The sequence below is a fragment of the Massilia sp. NBRC 108631 genome (assembly GCF_059704565.1).
The window spans coordinates 132396-151384 of the sequence record NZ_BAAKJE010000261.1 but is presented as its reverse complement, the minus strand read 5'-3'; the positions used below and the strand labels follow the sequence as shown (position 1 = coordinate 151384).

The following is an 18989-nucleotide window of genomic DNA, read 5'->3' as shown; positions in this document are numbered from 1 at the left end:
TGGTGGGATTCCTCCCACCCCCACGCTGTCGAGCGTGGTCCCATGCAAATCATGGGCGTTGCGGTCGTTACCCGCCTCCATACCGGACGCCAAGCGCGTCCACGTTATCCAGCAAAGTAAGCCGTCATTGCACGGCACCGTGGCCTGAACTTCACGCCACAGAATCCGGGAAGCATACGCTCCCGATCAGCGCCAAACGGCGCGCATGGCAAGGGCAAGCTCCTTGTCTGGATTGGCCCGCCAGCTCCCCGTGGCAGCGGGCCGCTACAAAGCCCTGCATTGCAGGCGCTTCCGAATCGCCGCGACCATCGCACACCGTGCGATACGACGTCACCAAAGGTGGTTGTCACGGATGCGAGCATGCGCGTCGTTACTGGCGGCGTGCTGCCAGTGACGACGCGCCGCCGACGGCATAGCCTCAGGCGGCAAGCGGCTTACTTCCGCGTGATGGTGTTCAGTGACGAGGCCAAGCGCCTCCATCGCAAGCAAGCCTTGCGATTCCCTCAGCCCGCTTCGGGCTTGGTTGTTTGAGTTTGATCCGTGCACGAGGTGCACTCCATGGACCCTGGGTGATTGGTCCCCGCTGCGGCAGTTCCCTCCGGGACCGCGCAGCGGTGCCACAAGCGCATGCGGCGCAGGCAAGCAGTATCGGCAACCGCATACACGGGAGTGGTGTCCCGAGGCCCTAGTTCAACTTGTCCTGCTGCGGCAGTACGGGTGGCCAGAAACACTTACCTGACCAACCTACACCACGCGGCATTGATGTAGAAACCCAATGATCGGAAGGAGGAACTTTGCCATGCGCGACTTGAACTACCAGCTCAAACAGCTTTGTCACCGCAACCGGGATGGCAGCTTTGCGACGCAGGCCGACCGCGAGCGCTTGTTGAACCTGTGCGCGAACGACCTGGCGGAACGGGGCTTCCGGCATATGAGTGTGGACAGCCTGAAACCGAAGCATGTGGCGGCGCTGCTCGATAAATGGAAGCAGGATGGCATCGGCACCGGGACGCTCAAGAACCGCATGAGCGCCCTGCGCTGGTGGGCCGAGAAGATCGGCAAGGACAACATCATTGCGCGCACCAACGACGCGTATGGCATCGCCGAGCGGGTGTTTGTCACCAATGTGTCGAAGGCCAAGGTGCTCGATGCCGACATGCTCGCCCGCGTGACCGATCCCTATACCCGGATGTCCTTGCAGTTGCAGGCCACGTTCGGATTGCGGCGCGAGGAAAGCATCAAGATCAAGCCTGCCTGGGCCGATTGCGGCAGCTTCTTGCGGTTGCAGGATAGCTGGACCAAAGGCGGCAAGTATCGGGAGGTGCCGATCACGACTGCGCAGCAGCGTGCCGTGCTGGATGCGGCCAAGACACTCGCGGGGAAAGGCAGCCTGATTCCGGCGCAGATGCGCTATCGGGATCAGTTGAACCGCTTCCGGGCGCAATGCGACAAGGCGGGCGTCCATGGCGTGCATGGGCTGCGGCATGAGTATGCCCAGCGGCGCTACGCCGAGTTGACCGGCTGGCCTTGTCCCGCGAGCGGCGGGCTCACGTCCAAACAGCTGGATGCGGCCAACAAGTCGGTCGATCACGCTGTGCGGCTGCAGTTGTCGGCGGAGATGGGCCATTTCCGCGAACAGGTCACTTCGATTTATTTAGGTAGATGACCTATGACTTGAAGCAGGCCTTTTTGGGCAATGCTGGCCCGACCTTGCGTACTAGCGGTAACAGATTAAACGACAGTCTGTTTGCGCCCCAAAGCCGCCGGTCGCCACCTTGCGGAACTTCGTAAGTGGCGGATCATTTGCTTGACCATCACTCGAGGACAATATTGGGAGGCGACTAGAGATTTAGGCACGGTCAGAAAAAGGCCATTCAATGATAAAATGCCTTGATTTCTTCGCCGATTAAATCTATCCGCTGACGTCCATTTGGCATCAACCTGTGTAAATTGGCTAACGCGGTGGGAGATGTAAGAAACCGGGCTTGCTCCTCACTGGGACGTTCAAAGGATCGAACTGAAAACACGAACCATCGCCCCAACGATTCTCCAAGGCCAAGCGCATCTGATTCTTCCTTATTCAGGTCTCGGCTAAATTTCAAGATGCATTCGATCCATCTCCACTTTTCACGCTCGGCAAACATCAGTAACATTTGCAGGTCCCCGAAACGCGAAAGAATTTCTTCGATTCTTGAAAATGGAATGTACGCGCCATATCTGCAAACGAGTTGATAGGAAAACCTCCGAACTCCACGAGCGGTGTCCTGCAAAGCGCATAGAGCGATTTCGTCCTTAGCTTGAGGAGCCAATTTGTGCCAAGAATTGAATGCCGCCCGCCGAACTGATATGTCTGAGCTCGTGCAAAACGATTGGATGAGCGGTATGTCAGCGACATTTTGAAGGCTGGCAAGCGCAGTCACTAGAATCCTCAGTTTTCGCGCCTTTAAATTTTTCGTATCGAGTAACTCGTGATATCGCGCTCTTACGTCTATTCCCTGAGAACGAAGAAAACTCACCGCCACAAAACGGACGGATGATTGAGGATCGTCTAAAGCCGCATTCGCAAACTGGCGGCCATTGACACCACTTTCTTCCAATACCTTTTTAAGGGCAATAGTGCGAACAGAACCGAAGTGCGAGCGGCTAGCGGCCTTGTATTGGGCAAGTTGTTCATCTCTCGGCAGTTCCGCGCAGTATTGCATCGCGAGATTGGCAAGAACTATATCGTCATTGCGTCTTAGGATTAAGTCGAATAGCTCGACGGTACCCAACAAACTGTGCCTCTTGAGCAGGTGAATGCACGCCCGTGCTGTTTTGATACTCTTACCTTCCGCATTCGAAATGAGTTCTTCAACCGGAATTGTTTCCGTCACCGCCATTTCGAAAGCATTGAGCCACCTCGAGTATTCATCCCTACCCGAGCTGTGCACCAGTAGAATTGCTGGAAGCGTTGACAGAACCTGACTTGAAGGTACAAAGGGGAGCATCGTCACCAGGGCCTTCCGCGCCAAGTGACGTACTTGAGGTACCCAATCATTTAAACGTTCAGCAACAAGCGCGAATAGCTCCGGCAAAGCTAGCTCAACGCACCGTGCTATCGCTGCTTCACGAACATATCCGGAGTAATCACGTGCCAGCGTCCGCAATTCTTCAACATTATTAGCGGATCTAGCTTCTTGAATTCGTCCAGCAACATATCGATCAGGCGGATATCGATGTTCTGCATGGCTTTCGGTGGAAGCAATTGGTTCATTCTTTTGACCGAACAAGAAACGAAAAATTTTCATCTAAGGTACGGCGCGAGCTGCGCCAATAGGTTTATATCAAATGCCTGTAGCTGGCCGGTACTTGTCGGCCTCGTCTAATTGCTGAGGCGGTAGATATCTTCAACCTCGCTTGCAGATAGCTTTCTAAGGCTGTCCTCTATTTCCTGCAATCGAGCAGACGTAGGGAAGTGTAAGGTGATTATTTCGCCGCCTTGCCGTTCGGCCGTAGTCCGGTAATCGTAAGGCAAGTCGCAGGCGTCACCGAGATAGTCCTCAACGAAATCAGACAACTCATAATCGCCCACAACGACGACGACATGCTCATCATTGTGCATCCCAATTTGAATATAGGGTAAAACCTGTTTCATGTCTTCCTTAACAAAACCGCCGATGCATACCAGCAACTCCTGGCCGAAATGAGCCAACTCATCTCTAAACCACGCCCGTCATCCGTGCACCTGATTCGGCGATTTCCACCAAAGCAAACGCTTGACTCATGACCAGTAGACCTACGCGATAAAAAGCTGCCTGAGACGAATCTACATCATGCACGGTAACTTCTTTAACCCACACACTGCCAGAATCTGGAAAATTCGGGAAGTAACGAGTAAGCCCGTGACTCAGGCCCTTCATAATCGCATCAGCGTACTCTTCTGGCGGCTGGACAATGAAATGTATCCCTGGCTCTTGGTTGTAATGGAACTGTATTCGCAAACCCGCCGACTGAAATCGTGGGCCCAAGTGCGCGCTGAAAAATGCGTAATGCTCAACTTCTCCTGGATGATTCAACGGCATTGCGAAATCTCTTTTCTATAAAACTTGGCGCAAGGTTGAGCGGCCGGTCCTGGCCGAACTCGGCCGGCACCAGTCAGGATAGCATCATGCTCATGTGCAAAATACACGAATTGTCACGAGCAGACTGAAGCGGCCCCACCGAGGAGCTTTTGCGGTTGTTATCTGTAGCGTCAGGCATCCTGCGGCAGCATGGCGAGCCATGCTTGCGTTCGAACTAGAACTGACTCCAGCTCTGGCAAACAACCGTCCTCGTCATACCATTGCGCAATATCGAAATCATGAGCGAGGTTCTCCATTTCTTTGATAAGGTCATACGGCATCGCCTCCAGAGCACGTCCATTGTTTCGAACGATTTCGGCAAACGTAGAGGCAGCAATCTTTCCTAACTGAACATCCTCTAGTCCACCTGCGATTCTTGCAACTAATGTTGGATTAGACATGTGGCGGTTTGTAAGAAGTTCTGTGAAAAAGGTGGTAGGCGCTTTTCGGGATTCTAGTCTTCGAACCACAGTATACGGGCCGAACGCGTTTCTGGCCGAGCGCAGCAGTTCAAAAACCGAAACTTCAATCAATCACATTGTTTAAGTTCTGCTTGGCCCAAGCAGAGCGCGCATCCAGCAGGCTACCTTTGTTTGCTCCACCAGCATAGGCCGGATTGCTTGACTGTACCGGGTCATCTTCCCAATGACATATCTCACAGATTTCATATGCTCCCGGTTCGTCGATTACCTTGGAGCCACAACAGGGACACGGAAGAAATGTATCGTGCATAAACTTGTTCCATATGAAAAGGCTACGAGGTAGTACTGCGCTAGCGACGGTAAAAGCTGTCCGCTAATGGCCGGAAACTGCCAGCCATCCTTAAGCATTAGTGTAGCGTCCAAGAATGGGTTGTAGGTGAATACGTCATGAATGGCGTGGTCTCGCTATTTTCCGGTGTAATGTCCGCAGACAGCTCTAATTCTTCTGACAGCTGTTCCACGAAGTCGAGAACAGCGTCATGCTCAATAGGCCCAGAAATTTCTCGCGGTGATATATCAAGCTCGAGCTGCCAGTCAACGAAGAAATGGCAATTGACGCTTACTTGGCCGAGCATCACCGACAGCAGATGACTGCCCTCTCGATTAGCAAAAAGAGCTTGGCTTCCTGGGAACTGGGCGTGGTCACCATCAAAGCTGTATGAAAGCTCATACTTGCGGACCAGTGAATCGAACCGTTCCCACTGCTTTGACCCCATCTGTTGGATGTAGACGTCCCGGAGAGAGCCGTCGTCAGCCCATAAATAAGGAGATGTATCGAATACAGGTCTCATTGGTTCAATTCTCACGTACATGGAAAGGTCCGCTTGTGGCCGTTAGCCGCTATGCGGCGGATAGACTCCAGCAACGGGCGCGCTACGGCGTGGAGTGAAGTCGATTCCGGTTTCGATGAGCGTCAGTACATCTTGAACAGCGACCTCCAACTCATCTTGGTTGCAGAAATATGCAGCAATCTCGCCGAGGTGTCGATATGAGGAGCGATTAAATCCCTCTTCAATATCGTTGTACCAGATGACATTCTTTCCAACTAGAGCCACAACCCAAAATCCACCGCCTGCTTTTCCGAACGATTGTTCACTCCATTTCTGCGGAGTTATTTTGATTGCCTGCCACAGGCGAAAAAGCTGGGGCGACATCCTTGCCTCTGCCTTACTCACTAGGTCCCATAAGTCAACTTCTGAAATCGGTGCCCAATCCATTACTTCGTTCCTTTTATGGCTGCGTCTGCTTCTGGCCGGTTGTAGCCGTAGGGCGAACGGCTGCTTCTGGCCGAACTCTGTCGATTGTACTCGACGGCGAGTTGAAGATGGTCAGCTCCGTCGCGGCCGCAAAGAAGCCGCCTTTCGCAGCTATGTTCAGGTCACATTGCTACCGGCGAGCTTTACAAGATTACAGCTAATAGCAAATTGCTCGCTTAGCACGGCCAGATTGTCCGGGTCTTCCCAGAATTGCTTATCAAGTTCGTCCAATCGCTGCCAAAGCGAATCGCTCTCGGCAGCGACAAGCATCGTTCGCCGGGCACAAGAGTCTTCTGGTACATCCCCGAATCCGAAAATCATCTGCTTTGCTTTCTGCAGCAGAAGCAGACTTTTCAAAGCACCCATGGCTTTGAAACCGTCCAGCGCAGCCGAATAGGTGGCTCCGGAACTGTTGTGAAAATACTGATGGAAGCCACCGTTGTAAACTTCGCCGCTTACGCATCCGACAGCCCAGTATTGCCATTCCGAGTCTGACAATTCACTGTAGCCAGCAGATGGCCCGTGCACCCTATCAACTAGCTCACGCCAATAAATGCGAAATGGGTCGGTCGCATCAAGTTCGCGCTCTCTCTTCGCAGCGAGTTTGGACGCTTCCATATCCGCGCGTGTCCCGGACTTGCAAGGCATGCACAGCCCGCCAGTTCGCGCGGCGGTCTCCGTCATGATTAAAGCTTGGCAACTCGAGCATGGAATTTTCATCTGATTTCTGGAATTGGTAAGGGCGGCGGCGAGTTATCTGAGTGTCCGATATTGGCCGGATGCAGCCAATGGTACGGCCAATGGTGCAGCATATCAGGTTGCTAATTGGAAAAACTCACACATTCTCACATGCCACCATTGTTCGTTCGAAGCAAGCTACGGCTTGCATAAGTTCACAGATACCCAGAAGCGCGAGATGCCCGTTCGTGGAAATACGGTGCACGCCGTTTGACACCTGCTACCACGCCGTCTACATTGCAGTGGCAGCAGCTGGCCCTGCAGAAGTGGGCAAGCCTTCAAGCGTCACCCTGGTTGAACATTCAGATTGTGCGGACATCCAGCGCAGTTGCACAGGCGAACCGCGCTGAGCCCCACAGCAAATTTTTAAGTCGATTAGCTCTGCTTGCCCTCGCAGCCCCTAGCCCTTGGCGCGAACAAAGAGCCTCTTCATCGAAGCGCCACGGACTGTCCCCCGCAGTCGGCACAACTTCCCATCCCCTTTAATGCGCACAAAGTGAAGGAGCACGCTATGACCACACCCAGAAAATTCCTGCGCCTGCCTGCGGTGATCGAAGCCACCGGATGGTCTCGCGCCACTGTCTGGCGGAAAGTGAAGGATGGCGTTCTGCCAGCGCCAATTCCGATCGGGCCGAAGTCAGTGGCCTGGGATGCGGCTGAAATCGCGCAATGGCAGGAGCGCTGCATTAACGCCAGCCGCAACATCGCCTGATCGTTTCTGACAGCTTTCCTGGGTCTTATCCATCGCAAGGAAGCGAAACGGGGCCGGACGGCAAGGCTGGCCGGCCCCATTTCGCTTACCGGTTCCTATCGTCCGGTGCCGTGAAGTGATACCACCTCGGCACCAACCCGCAGCTTATCCAGATAGTCCGCCCACCGCTGCATCATTTCGCGCCTGGCGGGCAGATGCGAGGTGCGGTTGTACGCGCGCCCCAATGGATCACGCACTGTGTGGGCAAGCTGGTGCTCGATCAGGTCAGGGCGCTCGCCGAGCACTTCATCGAGGATGGTTCTCGCCATGGCGCGGAAGCCATGCCCGGTCATGACCTCTTTGCCGTAACCCATATAGCGCAAGGCCGCGTTGATTGTGTTCTCGCTCATGCAGGCTTTGCTGCGCAGGCTGGGGAAGACATACTGCCCGTCGCCGGTGATGGGGTGCAGTGCGCGCAATATGTCCACTGCCTGAGTGCTGAGCGGAACAAGGTGCTCGACCTTCATTTTCATCTTGGCCGCAGGTATCCGCCACTCTGCCGCGTCCAGATCGATTTCCGCCCACTCTGCGGCCCTCAGTTCACCAGGACGCACAAACACCAACGGTGCCAGTTTGAGCGCTGCCACGGCCGCTGGAAAGCCGTGGTAGTCGTAAATGGCGCGCATCAGCGCCCCTACCTGCTTCGGCTCCGTGATCGCAGCGAAATTTCCTTTCACCGTCGGCGCGAGGGCGCCACGCAAGTCGGCGGTGATATCGCGCTCCACCAGGTCGAGCGCCACCGCGAACCGGAAGATCTGGCCGCAGACTTGTTTGACCCGGTGGGCGGACTCCACGGCGCCTCGCGCTTCCATTTTTTGCACGGCGGCCAGCACGTCGCGAGGCTTGATAGCGGCAATCGGCTTGCTGCCGATAACGGGGAAGACATTCTTGTCGAGCCAGCCCTTGATCTTGTCTTGCGTGCTGGCTGTACGGCTAGGCGCGACTTTCAGAAGCCACTGATTGGCAACCACTTCAAAGGTTTGTGCGGCGGCGGCGGTCCTGGCGTACTTGCCTTCCTGCTTGGCCTGACTCGGGTCTATGCCCTCGGCCAGCAAGGTGCGGGCCTCGTCGCGCCGTTTGCGGGCGCTTGCCAGCGACACTGCCGGGTAGACGCCCAGCGCCAGTGTCTTGCGTTTGCCGAGGAAGCGGTAGTCCATGCGCCAGTACTTGCCACTGTCCTTCACCAGCAAATACATGCCGCCGCCATCGGCGTGCTTGTCGCCCGCCGCGCTGCTGGGTTTGGCCTTCCGGATGAAAGTATCGGTGAGCGCCATGGCTGCCTCCTTGACGGTATCTCGTTTCCGCGCTGGCCGGAGATACCGTCAAAACTGCCGGTATTTCCTTGAGCTTTCATGCTACGCCGCCAGACCGTCGGAGACAACAAAAAACCCGCGCTCCCTATGAGAGAGGCGGGTTTTTGATACTTCTTGGTGCTGCTTAATACTAACTACTGGTGCCGCTGACCGGAATCGAACTGGTGACCTTCGCATTACGAATGCGCTGCTCTACCGACTGAGCTACAGCGGCGAAACCTTACCTAGCGCCTGTAGCGGTGCGTACCGGCTACGGCGAAAGAGGCTCGCATTCTAACAATAAACCGTCCAGATGCGCTAGTGCTTTTTCGTTTTAAGCGATAAATCACTCGGCGTGGTAGCCGGTCACCACCGCCACTTCGTCGCGCGAGCCCAGGAACACCGGCACGCGCTGGTGCAGCTTGTGCGGCTGGATATCCATGATGCGCTGCTTGCCGTCGGTGGCCGCGCCGCCTGCCTGCTCCACGATGAAGGCCATCGGGTTCGCTTCGTACATCAGGCGCAGCTTGCCGGGCATCGAAGTGTCGCGCATGTCGGCAGGGTACATGAAGATGCCGCCGCGGTTCAGGATGCGGTGCACGTCGGCCACCATGGATGCGATCCAGCGCATGTTGAAGTTCTTGGCGCGCGGACCGGTGTCGCCGGCCAGCAGCTCGTTCACATAGCGCTGCACCGGGGCGTGCCAGTGGCGCGAGTTCGACATGTTGATGGCGAATTCCTTGGTGGTGGGCGGAATCTGCATGCCGCGCTGGGTCAGCACCCAGGAACCCATTTCGCGGTCCAGCGTGAAGCAGTTCACGCCGTGGCCGGTGGTCAGCACCAGCTGCGTCTGCGGGCCGTAGACGGCGTAGCCGGCCGCCACCTGCTGCGCGCCCGGCTGCAGGAAGTCCTGCTCGGACGGCGTGACCATGCCTTCCGGCGCTTTCAGCACCGAGAAGATGGTGCCGATGGAGACGTTCACGTCGATGTTGGAAGAGCCGTCCAGCGGGTCGAACACCAGCAGGTATTCGCCCATCGGGTAGCGGTTCGGAATCGGGTGAATGGTTTCCATTTCTTCCGACGCCATGGCCGCCAGGTGGCCGCCCCACTCATTCGCTTCCAGCAGGATCTCGTTGGAGATCACGTCCAGCTTCTTCTGCACTTCGCCCTGCACGTTCTCGGTTTCCAGCGCGCCCAGCACGTCGCCCAGCGCGCCCTTGCCGACGCTGTGCGAGATGGTTTTGCAGGAGCGCGCCACCACTTCGATCAGCAGGCGCAGTTCGGCCGGGATGGTGTTGTGGAGGCGCTGTTCTTCGACCAGGTACTGGGTCAGGCTGATGCGTTTCATCGTTTTCCTTGTGGTGTTTGCAGATTCAAAAATTAGTTGGCGAGTGCTTTGCTGACGACTTCCATCACGTCGTTCGACAGCGGCGTGGCGCGCGCGACCTGTTCCAGCGCACGGCGCATCTGCTCCTGCAGCGACGGCGCGTAACGGCGCCAGCGGTCCATGCTGCGCGCCAGGCGGGCGGCCACTTGCGGATTCAGCGCGTCCAGCGCGATCACGTGCTCGGCCCAGAATTCGTAGGCGCTGCCGTCCCTGGCGTGGAACTGCGAAGGGTTGGCGTTACAGAAGCTGAAGATCAGGCTGCGCGCGCGGTTCGGGTTCTTCAGGGTGAAGGCCGGGTGCTGCATCAGCTTGCGCACTGCCGCCACGTCGGTGTTGGGGGCGGCGGCCTGCATGGCGAACCACTTGTCCACCACCAGCGCTTCGTTGGAGAAGTCCTTGTAGAAGCTTTGCAGATAGCTGCGCGCGTCCTCGCCGCTGTGGATCAGCGCGACCAGCGCGGCGGCGCGGTCGGTCATGTTGGTGGCTTGCTCGAACTGCTGCTGCGCGAGCTTCAGTTCGGCGGTGCCGGGATCGATCAGCAGATAGGCCAGCGCCAGGTTTTTCAGGCCGCGCTTGCCGGCCGATTGCGCGTCCGGGCTGTAGGGGCCGGGTGTCTGGTTGGCCTGGTATTGCGCCAGCAGCTCAGGCGCGAGTTCGCGCGCGATGGTGCGGCGCATGAACTGGCGCGCGGCGTGGATGGCGTGCGGATCCACCACGTCCATCTGCTCGGCGATGATGGTTTCGGACGGCAGCACCAGCGCCAGTTCGCGGAAGGCCGCGTCCAGCGACTCGTCCACCAGGATGGCGCGCTGCGCTTCGATGAAGGTGGCGTCCAGTTCCAGCGTGGCGCCGGCGGCCACGGCCGCCGTCAGCTTGAGCAGGCGCTCCATGCCCAGGCGCTGGCCGGCTTCCCAGCGGTTCACGGCGTCGCTGTCATAGCGGAACAGGTGCAGCAGTTCGGCGTCCGTGTACGGGTATTCCAGCACGATGGGCGCGGAGAAATCGCGCAGGATGGACGGCACCGGCTCTTCGCGCACATTGGTGAAGCGGAAGGTCTGCTCGGCTTCCTTCAGTTCCAGCACGGCCGTGGTTCCGCCCGCCTTGGCGCCCACCATCTCGCCGTCCAGCGCTACCGCCATGTCATTGCCTTCCGCGTCCAGCAGGCCCACGGCCACCGGAATGTGGAAAGGCAGCTTGGCGGTCTGGCCCGGGGTGTCCGGGCAGCGCTGGCTCAGCGTGATGTCGTAGGTCTGCGCGTCCGCGTCGTAGCGCGTGCTGGCGGTCACGATGGGGGTGCCGGCCTGACTGTACCAGCGCTCGAACTGGCTCAGGTCGCGGCCGTTGGCGTCGGCCATGGCGGCGCGGAAGTCGTCGCATTGCACGGCCTGGCCGTCATGGCGCTCGAAGTACAGGTCCATGCCCTTGCGGAAGCCTTCGCGGCCCAGCAAGGTCTGGTACATGCGCACCACTTCGGCGCCTTTTTCGTACACGGTGACGGTGTAGAAGTTGTTGATCTCGACGAAGGAATCCGGACGCACAGGGTGCGCCATCGGGCCGGCGTCTTCCGGGAACTGCGCCTGGCGCAAGGTGCGCACCTGGTCGATGCGGGTGACGGCGCGGCCGCTGGCCGTGCCTATCATGTCGGCGGAGAATTCCTGGTCGCGGAACACCGTCAGGCCTTCCTTGAGCGACAGCTGGAACCAGTCGCGGCAGGTCACGCGGTTGCCGGTCCAGTTGTGGAAGTACTCGTGGCCCACCACGGCTTCGATGCCGGCGTAGTCGATGTCGGTGGCCACGCGCGAATTGGCCAGCACGAACTTGGTGTTGAAAATGTTCAGGCCCTTGTTTTCCATGGCGCCCATGTTGAAGTCGCCCACGGCGACGATCATGAAGCGGTCCAGGTCCAGCTCCAGGCCAAAGCGCTCCTCGTCCCAGCGGATGGAGTTCTTCAGCGACTGCATGGCGTAGTCGGTCTTGTCCAGGTTGCCCTCTTCCACCCACACCTGCAGCAGCACTTCGCGGCCGGATTTCAGCGTGTAGGTCTCTTCCTGGCACACCAGGCGCGCGGCCACCAGCGCGAACAGGTAGGACGGTTTTTTGAACGGGTCTTCCCACTTGGCGTAGTGGCGGACGTCGTCCAGGTCGCCCTGCTCCAGCAGGTTGCCGTTGGACAGCAGCACCGGGTAGCGCTGCTTGTCGGCGCGCAGCATCACGGTGTACTTGGCCATCACGTCCGGGCGGTCCGGGAAGTAGGTGATGCGGCGGAAGCCTTCGGCTTCGCACTGGGTGTAGAAGCTGCCGTTCGACACGTACAGGCCGGACAGCGTGGTGTTCAGCTCCGGCGCGCACAGGGTTTCGATTTCCAGCGTGACCTCGGCCGGCGCTTTCGGGATGGTCAGCGAATGGGAACCCAGCAGGTACTGGCCCGGCTGCAGGGTCTTGCCGTTCATGCGCAGCGCCACCAGATCGATTTCCTCGCCGTGCAGGACAATATCCTTGCTCTTGCTGGCCGGGTTGCGGCTCAGCCTGACACGGTTGGCCACGATGGTGCGGGCCGGGTCCAGGTCGAAGCCCAGTTCCACGGTGTGCACCAGGTAGCTGGGAGGGGTATAGTCTTTACGGAAGATCGTCTGTGGGCTGTCGGTGCGCATGGGGGAATTCGATCGGACTAGGGGAAAAAGCTATTTTACCAACACCGGGCTGGAGGACGCGCGCTTTCCCGCCGTTTCTTTTCCGCCGCTTGTTGCTCCTGTTCCGGGCGCCGTAACATTCTGTAATAGTTAAGCGCAACTTTCGCTGCCGCCGTACACTATATGAAGCGACCATTGTTTGGTTTTTTATTGCAGGAGAGCAAGACCATGAAATCTTTAGCCATTCTGGTGGCGGCGGCCAGTTTGCTGCTGAGCGGTTGCGCCACCACCATCCGTAGCGACGTCACCACCTTCCAGGCCTGGCCGGCGGACTTGCAGGACAAATCCTATGTGTTCGACCAGCCGCGCAGCCCGGACGACACGCTGGAACTGCGCACCTACCAGGCCATGGTGGGCCAGGAGCTGGGCAAGCTGGGCTTCACCCAGGCTGCCGACGGCAGCAGCGCCAAGCTCAAAGTGGGCGTGTTCGTCAGCACCGTCGACCGTCCCACCCGCGTGGTGGAGGCATATGACCCGTTCTGGACCGGCCCCTACTTCGGCCGCGGCTATTACGGCCGTGGCTTCTACCGTCCATACTGGGGCTATTCGCGCTGGGCAGGTTACAGCCCGTTCTACGACCCGTTCTTCTACGGTCCGATGGAAATGCGCGAAACCATCCGCCACAATTACGAGCGCCAGCTGCGCGTGGCGATCAACACCGTCACCGGCCAGAAGCTGTATGACGTGACGGTGCAAAACACCAGCCGCAAGCAATCGACGCCGCTCATCATGCCGGCGCTGGTGCAAAGCGCCTTCACCGGCTTCCCGGCGCAGAACGGCCAGGTGCGGCAAGTGGAGCTGGAGTTGAAGTGATCCCGTTTGTATCAGGCGGCTACAAATCTCCGCTTGCCGCCTGAAACCACCTTGTTAGAATAAATACAGCATGCGCGACGGCGACCCCGATCGCGCATGTTTTTATTTAAAACTACAACAGGTGAAGAATGAAGACCAAACTGGCGCTCGCGCTGGCGCTCTGCTTTGCGCAAACCCTCCCCTCCGCCGCCGCTGAAGCGGCCAAGCCAGCCAGCGCCGCCAAGGCCGCCACCGCTGCACCGGCCATCGACCTCAAGCCCTACACGCTGAACTACAAGAAGTTCGTGCTGCAAAACGGGCTCACGCTGATCGTGCACGAAGACCACAACGTGCCCGTGGTGGCCGTCAACATGTGGTACCACGTTGGTTCGCGCAACGAGAAGCGCGGCAAGACCGGCTTTGCGCACCTGTTCGAGCACTTCTTCTTCAACGGCTCCGAAAACTACCCGCACGGCTTCCGCGAGGCGATGGACGACCTGGGCGCCAGCAACCGCAACGGCACCACCAACACCGACCGCACCAACTTCTTCGAGGACGTGCCGGTGTCCGCGCTGGAACGCACGCTGTACCTGGAAGCGGACCGCATGGGCTTCCTGGCCAACTACATTTCGAAAGAGATGCTCGAGCGCGAGCGCGGCGTGGTGCAGAACGAAAAGCGCCAGGGTGAAAACCAGCCGTACGGCCGCGTGCGCGTGGAGCAGCCGGCCAAGATGTACCCGTATTCCCATCCCTATTCCTGGACCACCATCGGCAGCATGGACGACCTGAACGCTGCGTCGCTGGAGGACATCAAGGAATGGTACAAGACCTACTACGGCCCGAACAACGCCGTCATCACGCTGGCCGGCGACATCACGCCCGAGCGCGCGCTGGAGCTGGTGAAGAAGTACTTCGACGGCATCGCGCCCGGTCCGGCGCTGCCGCGTACCGAGACCTGGATCCCCACGCTGGACCGCAACATCCGCGACGAGATGGAAGACCAGGTGCCGCAGGTACGCATCTACCGCGCCTGGCACGCGCCGGCGTGGAAAGACCCGCAGCAGCAGCACCTCGGCCTGCTGGCCGAAGTAGCGGCCAGCACCAAGAGCTCGCGCCTGGTCAAGCGCCTGGTGTATGACAAGGGCCTGGCCACCAGCGTGAGCGCTTTTGCGCGCGGCGGCGAAATCGCCGGCACCTTCCAGATCATCGCCACGCTCAAGCCGGGCGCGGACCAGGCCGAGGTGGAACGCGAAATCGATGCGGTGATGAAGGAACTGCTCGACAAGGGCCCGACCGCCGAGGAACTGGCGCGCGTGCGCAGCAGCACCCTGGCCGACTTCTCGCGCGAAATGGAACGCATCGGCAGCCGCGCCAACCTGCTGGCCGAGAACCAGACCTTCGGCGGTACGCCGGACGCGCACCTGGCCCAGCTGGAGATCATGGCCAAAGCCACGCCGGCCGACGTGAAAGCCAGCGCCAACCAGTGGCTGCGCGCCAACCACTACACCATGACGGTCAAGCCATTCGCCAAGCTGTCGGCAGCCAAGTCGGACCTGAACCGCAAGCTGCTGCCGGCGCTGGGCGCCGCGCCGGACGTGAAGTTCCCGGCCATCCAGCGCGCCACCTTGTCCAACGGCGTGAACGTGATGCTGATGGAGCGCCACTCCGCGCCCATCGTCAACGTCGCGCTGGCGATCGACGCGGGCGCCGCATCGGACAGCAAGGACAAGGCCGGCCTGGCCTCGCTGACGCTGGACCTGCTGGACAAGGGCACCCGCAAGCACAACGCCTTCCAGCTGTCGGACGCGCTGGAAACGCTGGGCACCCGCCTCACCACCAGCACCACGCTGGACCAGTCGATCACGCGCCTGCAGTCCACCACCGCCAACCTGGCGCCGTCGCTGCAGCTGCTGGCCGACGCGGCACTCACGCCGTCCTTCCCGGCCGACCAGGTTGCGCTGGCCAAGCAGCGCCGCCTGGCGCAGATCGGGCAGGAAAAGGCCCAGCCCACGGTGCTGGCGCAGCGCGTGATGCCGGCCGTGCTGTACGGCGCAGACAGTGCCTATGGCCGCACGCAGTCCGGCTCCGAGCAGAGCGTGAACGGCATCAGCCGCGAAGACCTGGTGCAATGGCACGCCGGCTGGTTCAAGCCGGGCAGCGCCACCATCGTGGTCACCGGCGACACCACGCTGGCGCAAGTAAAACCGCTGCTGGAAGCCTCGTTCGGCAAATGGCAGGCGGGCAAGGCGCCGGCCAAGCCGCTGGTGGCCGCGCCGGCCACGCAGGGCAAGCGCATCTTCCTGATCGACAAACCGGACGCGCCGCAATCGACCATCATGGCCGCGCACATGTCGCTGCCGCAGGGCCAGGCCGAAGACCTGGCCCTGGAGCCGGTGATGACCAACTTCGGCGGCATGGCCACCGCGCGCCTGAACCGCAACCTGCGCCTGGACAAGCACTGGAGCTACGGCACCAGCAGCCAGATCCCGGCCACGCGCGGCCAGCGTCCCTTCTTCGTGGTGGCGCCGGTGCAGACCGACAAGACCAGGGAAGCCATGCTGGAAGTGGCCAAGGAGATCAAGGACATCGCCGGCGCGCGCCCCATCACGGGCGAGGAGTACACCAGCATCATGCGCACCGTCACCGCGCGCCTGGCGGGCCGGTTCGAAACCATCCAGTCGCTGGAGAATGCCGCGCTGTCCACCCTGAACCTGGGCCTGCCGGACGACCACTGGAGCACCTACGCCAGCCGCACCCGCGCGCTCGACGAACAGCAGCTGGCCAAGGCGGCGGCCAAGTTCATCAAGCCGGATGAAGTGGTGTGGATCGTGATTGGCGACCTGCGCAAGATCGAGGCCGGGGTGCGTTCGCTGAACTGGGGCGAAGTCAGCGTGCTGAACGCCGACGGCGCGCCCGTCAAATAAGGCTAACTGAAGTAAGCCTCGGAGGCGAAGGTAACCGCCACCACCACCAGCACCGCGCCCACCAGCACGGCGAGCAGGCGCCCGAATTTAGGGTTGCCGTCGTCGTCGCTGGTGTGGTCTTCTTGATTCATATCGCTCATGGCAGCAGGATGGAGGAGCCGGTGGTCTTGCGCGACTCCAGGTCGATGTGGGCTTGCGCCACATCGGCCAGATTATAGCGCTGCTTGACGGCAATCTTCACCTCGCCGCTGCCGACCACGCCGAACAGCGAGTTCGCCATCGCCTCCAGGTCCTCGCGCTTGGCCGCGTACGACATCAGCGTGGGCCGCGTGACGAACAGCGAGCCGCGCGACTGCAGCTCGTTCAGGCTGAACGGCGGCACCGGGCCGGACGCGTTGCCGAAGCTGACCATGGTGCCCAGCGGCGCCAGGCAGTCGAGCGAACCGAAGAAGGTGTCCTTGCCGATCGAGTCGTACACCACCGACACGCCCTTGCCGCCGGTGATCTCGCGCACCTTCTCGGTGAAGTTCCCGGCGTTGTAGTTGATGACGTGCGCCGCGCCGTTCTCGATGGCCAGCGCCGCCTTCTCATCGGAGCCCACGGTGCCGATCAGGTTCACGCCCAGCACCTTGGCCCACTGGCACGCGATCAGGCCCACGCCGCCGGCCGCGGCGTGAAACAGCACCGTGTCGCCGGCCTTCAGCGCCACCGTGCGGTGGAGCAGATACTGCACCGTCAAGCCCTGCAGCATCATGGCCGCGCCGGTTTCGAAATCGATCTTATCGGGCAGCACCACCAGCTGCGCGGCCGGCATGTTGCGCACCTGCGCATAGGCGCCGTTCGGGCGGCCGGCGTAGACCACGCGGTCGCCCGGCTTCACCTCCGTCACGCCCTCGCCCACCGCCTCCACCACGCCCGCGCCCTCCATGCCCAGGCCGGCCGGCAGCGGCTGCGGATACAGGCCGGTGCGGAAATACACATCGATGAAATTGACGCCGATGGCCTCGTGGCGCACGGTGGCCTCGCCGGGGGCGGGTGCGCCAACCTCCACGTCCACATACTCCATCACTTCCGGCCCGCCGGTGCGGGTCATGCGTATCGCTTTGCTCATGGGGTCTCCTTCGCTTGCAGCTGCAGTTGGGACAGGACCAGGTGCGCCGTCGTCACATTGGTGGCGCACGCCACATTGTGCACGTCGCACGAACGGACCAGCGCGTTGATGTCCGGTTCGTGCGGCTGCGGAGTCATCGGATCGCGCAGGAAGATCACCGCGTCGATGCCGCCCTCCACCAGCATGGAGCCGATCTGCAAGTCGCCGCCGAAGGGGCCGGAGTGCTTGCGGTCCACCGTCAGGCCCAGCTCGTTGACCAGGCGGCCGCCGGTGGTGCCGGTGGCGGTCAGGGTGCAGGTCTTGAGGAAATCGACATACTCGCCGGCCAGCTTAATCATGTCGTCTTTTTTCTTGTCGTGGGCGATCAGGGCAATGCGGGGTTTCATAAGGGCATCCATCGTTGGGTTGAAGGGCTACTTTTTCGACAGCAAATATATCCCGGCCAGCACCAGCGCGGTGCCGCCCAGCTGCCAATCGGTGACCGGCTCGCCGAGGATCAGCGCGCCGAGGAACAAGGTGGAGACCGGGCCTATCATGCCAGCCTGCGAGGCCGTGCCGGCGCCGATGCGCTGCACCGCGATCATGGTCATGAAAACCGGCAGCACGGTGCAGAAGATGCCGTTCACCAGCGACAGCCAGTACACCGGCGCCGGCTGGATCAGCAGCGCAGCCGGGCGCAGGACGAAGAACTGCGCGATGCAGGCCACGCTGGACACGCACATGGCGTACGCCACCAGGCGCAGCGAGCCCAGGCGCTTGACCATCTCGCCCGAGAACAGCAGATACAGCGCATAGGAGCTGGCCGAGCCCAGCACCAGCATGGAGCCCAGCGCCACGTTCGGCCCGCCGCCCTTCAGGTCGTGCAGGAACACCAGCACGATGCCGGCGTAGGACAGCGCCAGCGCCAGCCACTGCTTGCGGCTGATGTGCTGCTTGAGAAACAGCGTGGAAATGATGAGGACGAAGGTCGGCGTCAGGAACAGGATCAGGCGTTCCAGGCCGACGGAGATGTACTGCAGGCCGAGAAAATCCAGGAAGCTCGACAGGTAATAGCCGATCAGTCCGAGGCCGACCACGCGCCAGCGGTCCGCCTTGGACAGCGGCGCCTCGGTGCGCATCTTCCACAGCGCCACGGCGGCGAACACGGGCAGCGAGAAAATCATGCGGAACGCAATCAGCGTCACCGCATCGATCTGGTAACGGTACAGCAGCTTTGCCACCACCGCCTTGGTAGAAAACAGCACCGCCCCGCCGACGGCGATAGCAAGTCCGCCCAGATAGGCGGACCGGTGCAAAGAAGGCTGAGCCGGGGCAATTGCGCTTTTATCCATCTTGCGATTGTAAAGCCAAAGCCCGAATCCCGCTGACAGCAGCCTGAGCCGCATCCCCCAACATCGGGGTCAGACCCCGATGTGGGGTCAGTGCGGCTCAGGCTGCCAGCGCAAAAATGGCCGCATGGCACGCCG

Annotated in this window: 19 protein-coding genes and 1 tRNA gene; 4 read left to right on the top strand and 16 right to left on the bottom strand. The window is 60.3% G+C overall.

All coding sequences use genetic code 11. The annotated features are described in order from the left end of the window. The first annotated feature begins 799 nt into the window (after positions 1-799). Positions 800-1666, top strand: coding sequence for a phage integrase N-terminal domain-containing protein (locus tag AC6H42_RS28720; RefSeq protein WP_497549501.1), 867 nt, complete (start codon positions 800-802; stop codon positions 1664-1666). Between the two features lie 208 nt (positions 1667-1874). On the opposite strand, the gene AC6H42_RS28715 is transcribed toward AC6H42_RS28720, so the two are convergent. From AC6H42_RS28715 to AC6H42_RS28680, 8 genes are all read right to left on the bottom strand, one after another. Beyond that, positions 1875-3287 (bottom strand): hypothetical protein, encoded by a 1413-nt coding sequence (locus tag AC6H42_RS28715; RefSeq protein WP_157200873.1) that lies wholly within the window; start codon positions 3285-3287, stop codon positions 1875-1877. A 74-nt stretch (positions 3288-3361) separates the two neighbouring features. Beyond that, the gene (locus tag AC6H42_RS28710) at positions 3362-3691 is read right to left on the bottom strand and encodes a hypothetical protein (protein WP_497549500.1); all 330 of its coding nucleotides are present in this window, start codon (positions 3689-3691) and stop codon (positions 3362-3364) included. Positions 3692-3698: 7 nt separating this feature from the next. Beyond that, positions 3699-4061: a hypothetical protein gene (locus tag AC6H42_RS28705; RefSeq protein ID WP_157200871.1), complete on the bottom strand. Its 363-nt coding sequence runs from the start codon at positions 4059-4061 to the stop codon at positions 3699-3701. Between the two features lie 170 nt (positions 4062-4231). After that, complete coding sequence (locus AC6H42_RS28700) at positions 4232-4501, bottom strand: hypothetical protein (RefSeq protein WP_157200870.1); 270 nt, start codon at positions 4499-4501, stop codon at positions 4232-4234. A gap of 124 nt (positions 4502-4625) precedes the next feature. After that, positions 4626-4832, bottom strand: coding sequence for a CPCC family cysteine-rich protein (locus AC6H42_RS28695; RefSeq protein WP_082551703.1), 207 nt, complete (start codon positions 4830-4832; stop codon positions 4626-4628). A 97-nt stretch (positions 4833-4929) separates the two neighbouring features. After that, entirely contained in the window at positions 4930-5373 is a 444-nt protein-coding gene (locus tag AC6H42_RS28690) for a hypothetical protein (RefSeq protein ID WP_057154558.1), read from the bottom strand. A gap of 42 nt (positions 5374-5415) precedes the next feature. Further along, the gene (locus tag AC6H42_RS28685; protein ID WP_082551702.1) at positions 5416-5799 is read right to left on the bottom strand and encodes a hypothetical protein; all 384 of its coding nucleotides are present in this window, start codon (positions 5797-5799) and stop codon (positions 5416-5418) included. A 156-nt stretch (positions 5800-5955) separates the two neighbouring features. Continuing rightward, positions 5956-6456, bottom strand: a complete 501-nt coding sequence (locus AC6H42_RS28680) for a DMP19 family protein (protein WP_497549499.1) — start codon at positions 6454-6456, stop codon at positions 5956-5958. A 631-nt stretch (positions 6457-7087) separates the two neighbouring features. Here AC6H42_RS28680 and AC6H42_RS28675 point away from each other — a divergent pair. Further along, the gene (locus AC6H42_RS28675; protein ID WP_497549498.1) at positions 7088-7288 is read left to right on the top strand and encodes a helix-turn-helix transcriptional regulator; all 201 of its coding nucleotides are present in this window, start codon (positions 7088-7090) and stop codon (positions 7286-7288) included. Positions 7289-7383: 95 nt separating this feature from the next. Here the strand turns inward: AC6H42_RS28675 and AC6H42_RS28670 are convergent, their stop codons facing one another. The 4 genes from AC6H42_RS28670 to pepN all read right to left on the bottom strand — a co-directional run bounded on the left by AC6H42_RS28670 (position 7384) and on the right by pepN (position 12657). After that, a complete protein-coding gene (locus tag AC6H42_RS28670; protein ID WP_497549497.1) occupies positions 7384-8601 on the bottom strand; it encodes a tyrosine-type recombinase/integrase in 1218 nt (405 codons plus the stop codon). Positions 8602-8778: 177 nt separating this feature from the next. After that, positions 8779-8854, bottom strand: a tRNA-Thr gene (locus AC6H42_RS28665). Positions 8855-8965: 111 nt separating this feature from the next. Next, positions 8966-9967, bottom strand: coding sequence for a class 1 fructose-bisphosphatase (locus AC6H42_RS28660; protein WP_057154555.1), 1002 nt, complete (start codon positions 9965-9967; stop codon positions 8966-8968). A gap of 32 nt (positions 9968-9999) precedes the next feature. Further along, a complete protein-coding gene (gene pepN, locus AC6H42_RS28655; protein ID WP_497549496.1) occupies positions 10000-12657 on the bottom strand; it encodes an aminopeptidase N in 2658 nt (885 codons plus the stop codon). A gap of 207 nt (positions 12658-12864) precedes the next feature. Between pepN and AC6H42_RS28650 the strand changes: the two genes are divergently transcribed. Both AC6H42_RS28650 and AC6H42_RS28645 read left to right on the top strand, forming a co-directional pair. Continuing rightward, entirely contained in the window at positions 12865-13509 is a 645-nt protein-coding gene (locus AC6H42_RS28650) for a DUF4136 domain-containing protein (RefSeq protein ID WP_057154573.1), read from the top strand. A 128-nt stretch (positions 13510-13637) separates the two neighbouring features. Next, complete coding sequence (locus AC6H42_RS28645) at positions 13638-16412, top strand: M16 family metallopeptidase (protein WP_497549495.1); 2775 nt, start codon at positions 13638-13640, stop codon at positions 16410-16412. 2 nt (positions 16413-16414) lie between these two features. On the opposite strand, the gene AC6H42_RS28640 is transcribed toward AC6H42_RS28645, so the two are convergent. The 4 genes from AC6H42_RS28640 to AC6H42_RS28625 are packed head-to-tail and all read right to left on the bottom strand — an operon-like array spanning position 16415 to position 18854. Next, entirely contained in the window at positions 16415-16543 is a 129-nt protein-coding gene (locus AC6H42_RS28640; RefSeq protein ID WP_267877825.1) for a hypothetical protein, read from the bottom strand. A gap of 5 nt (positions 16544-16548) precedes the next feature. After that, positions 16549-17523, bottom strand: a complete 975-nt coding sequence (locus AC6H42_RS28635; protein ID WP_497549494.1) for a quinone oxidoreductase family protein — start codon at positions 17521-17523, stop codon at positions 16549-16551. Beyond that, on the bottom strand, positions 17520-17909 hold the full coding sequence (locus tag AC6H42_RS28630; protein ID WP_057154551.1) for a methylglyoxal synthase: 390 nt from the start codon (positions 17907-17909) through the stop codon (positions 17520-17522). Before AC6H42_RS28630 ends, AC6H42_RS28635 begins: the two co-directional genes overlap by 4 nt. A 27-nt stretch (positions 17910-17936) precedes the next feature. Continuing rightward, positions 17937-18854: a DMT family transporter gene (locus tag AC6H42_RS28625; protein ID WP_497549493.1), complete on the bottom strand. Its 918-nt coding sequence runs from the start codon at positions 18852-18854 to the stop codon at positions 17937-17939. Positions 18855-18989: the final 135 nt, after the last annotated feature.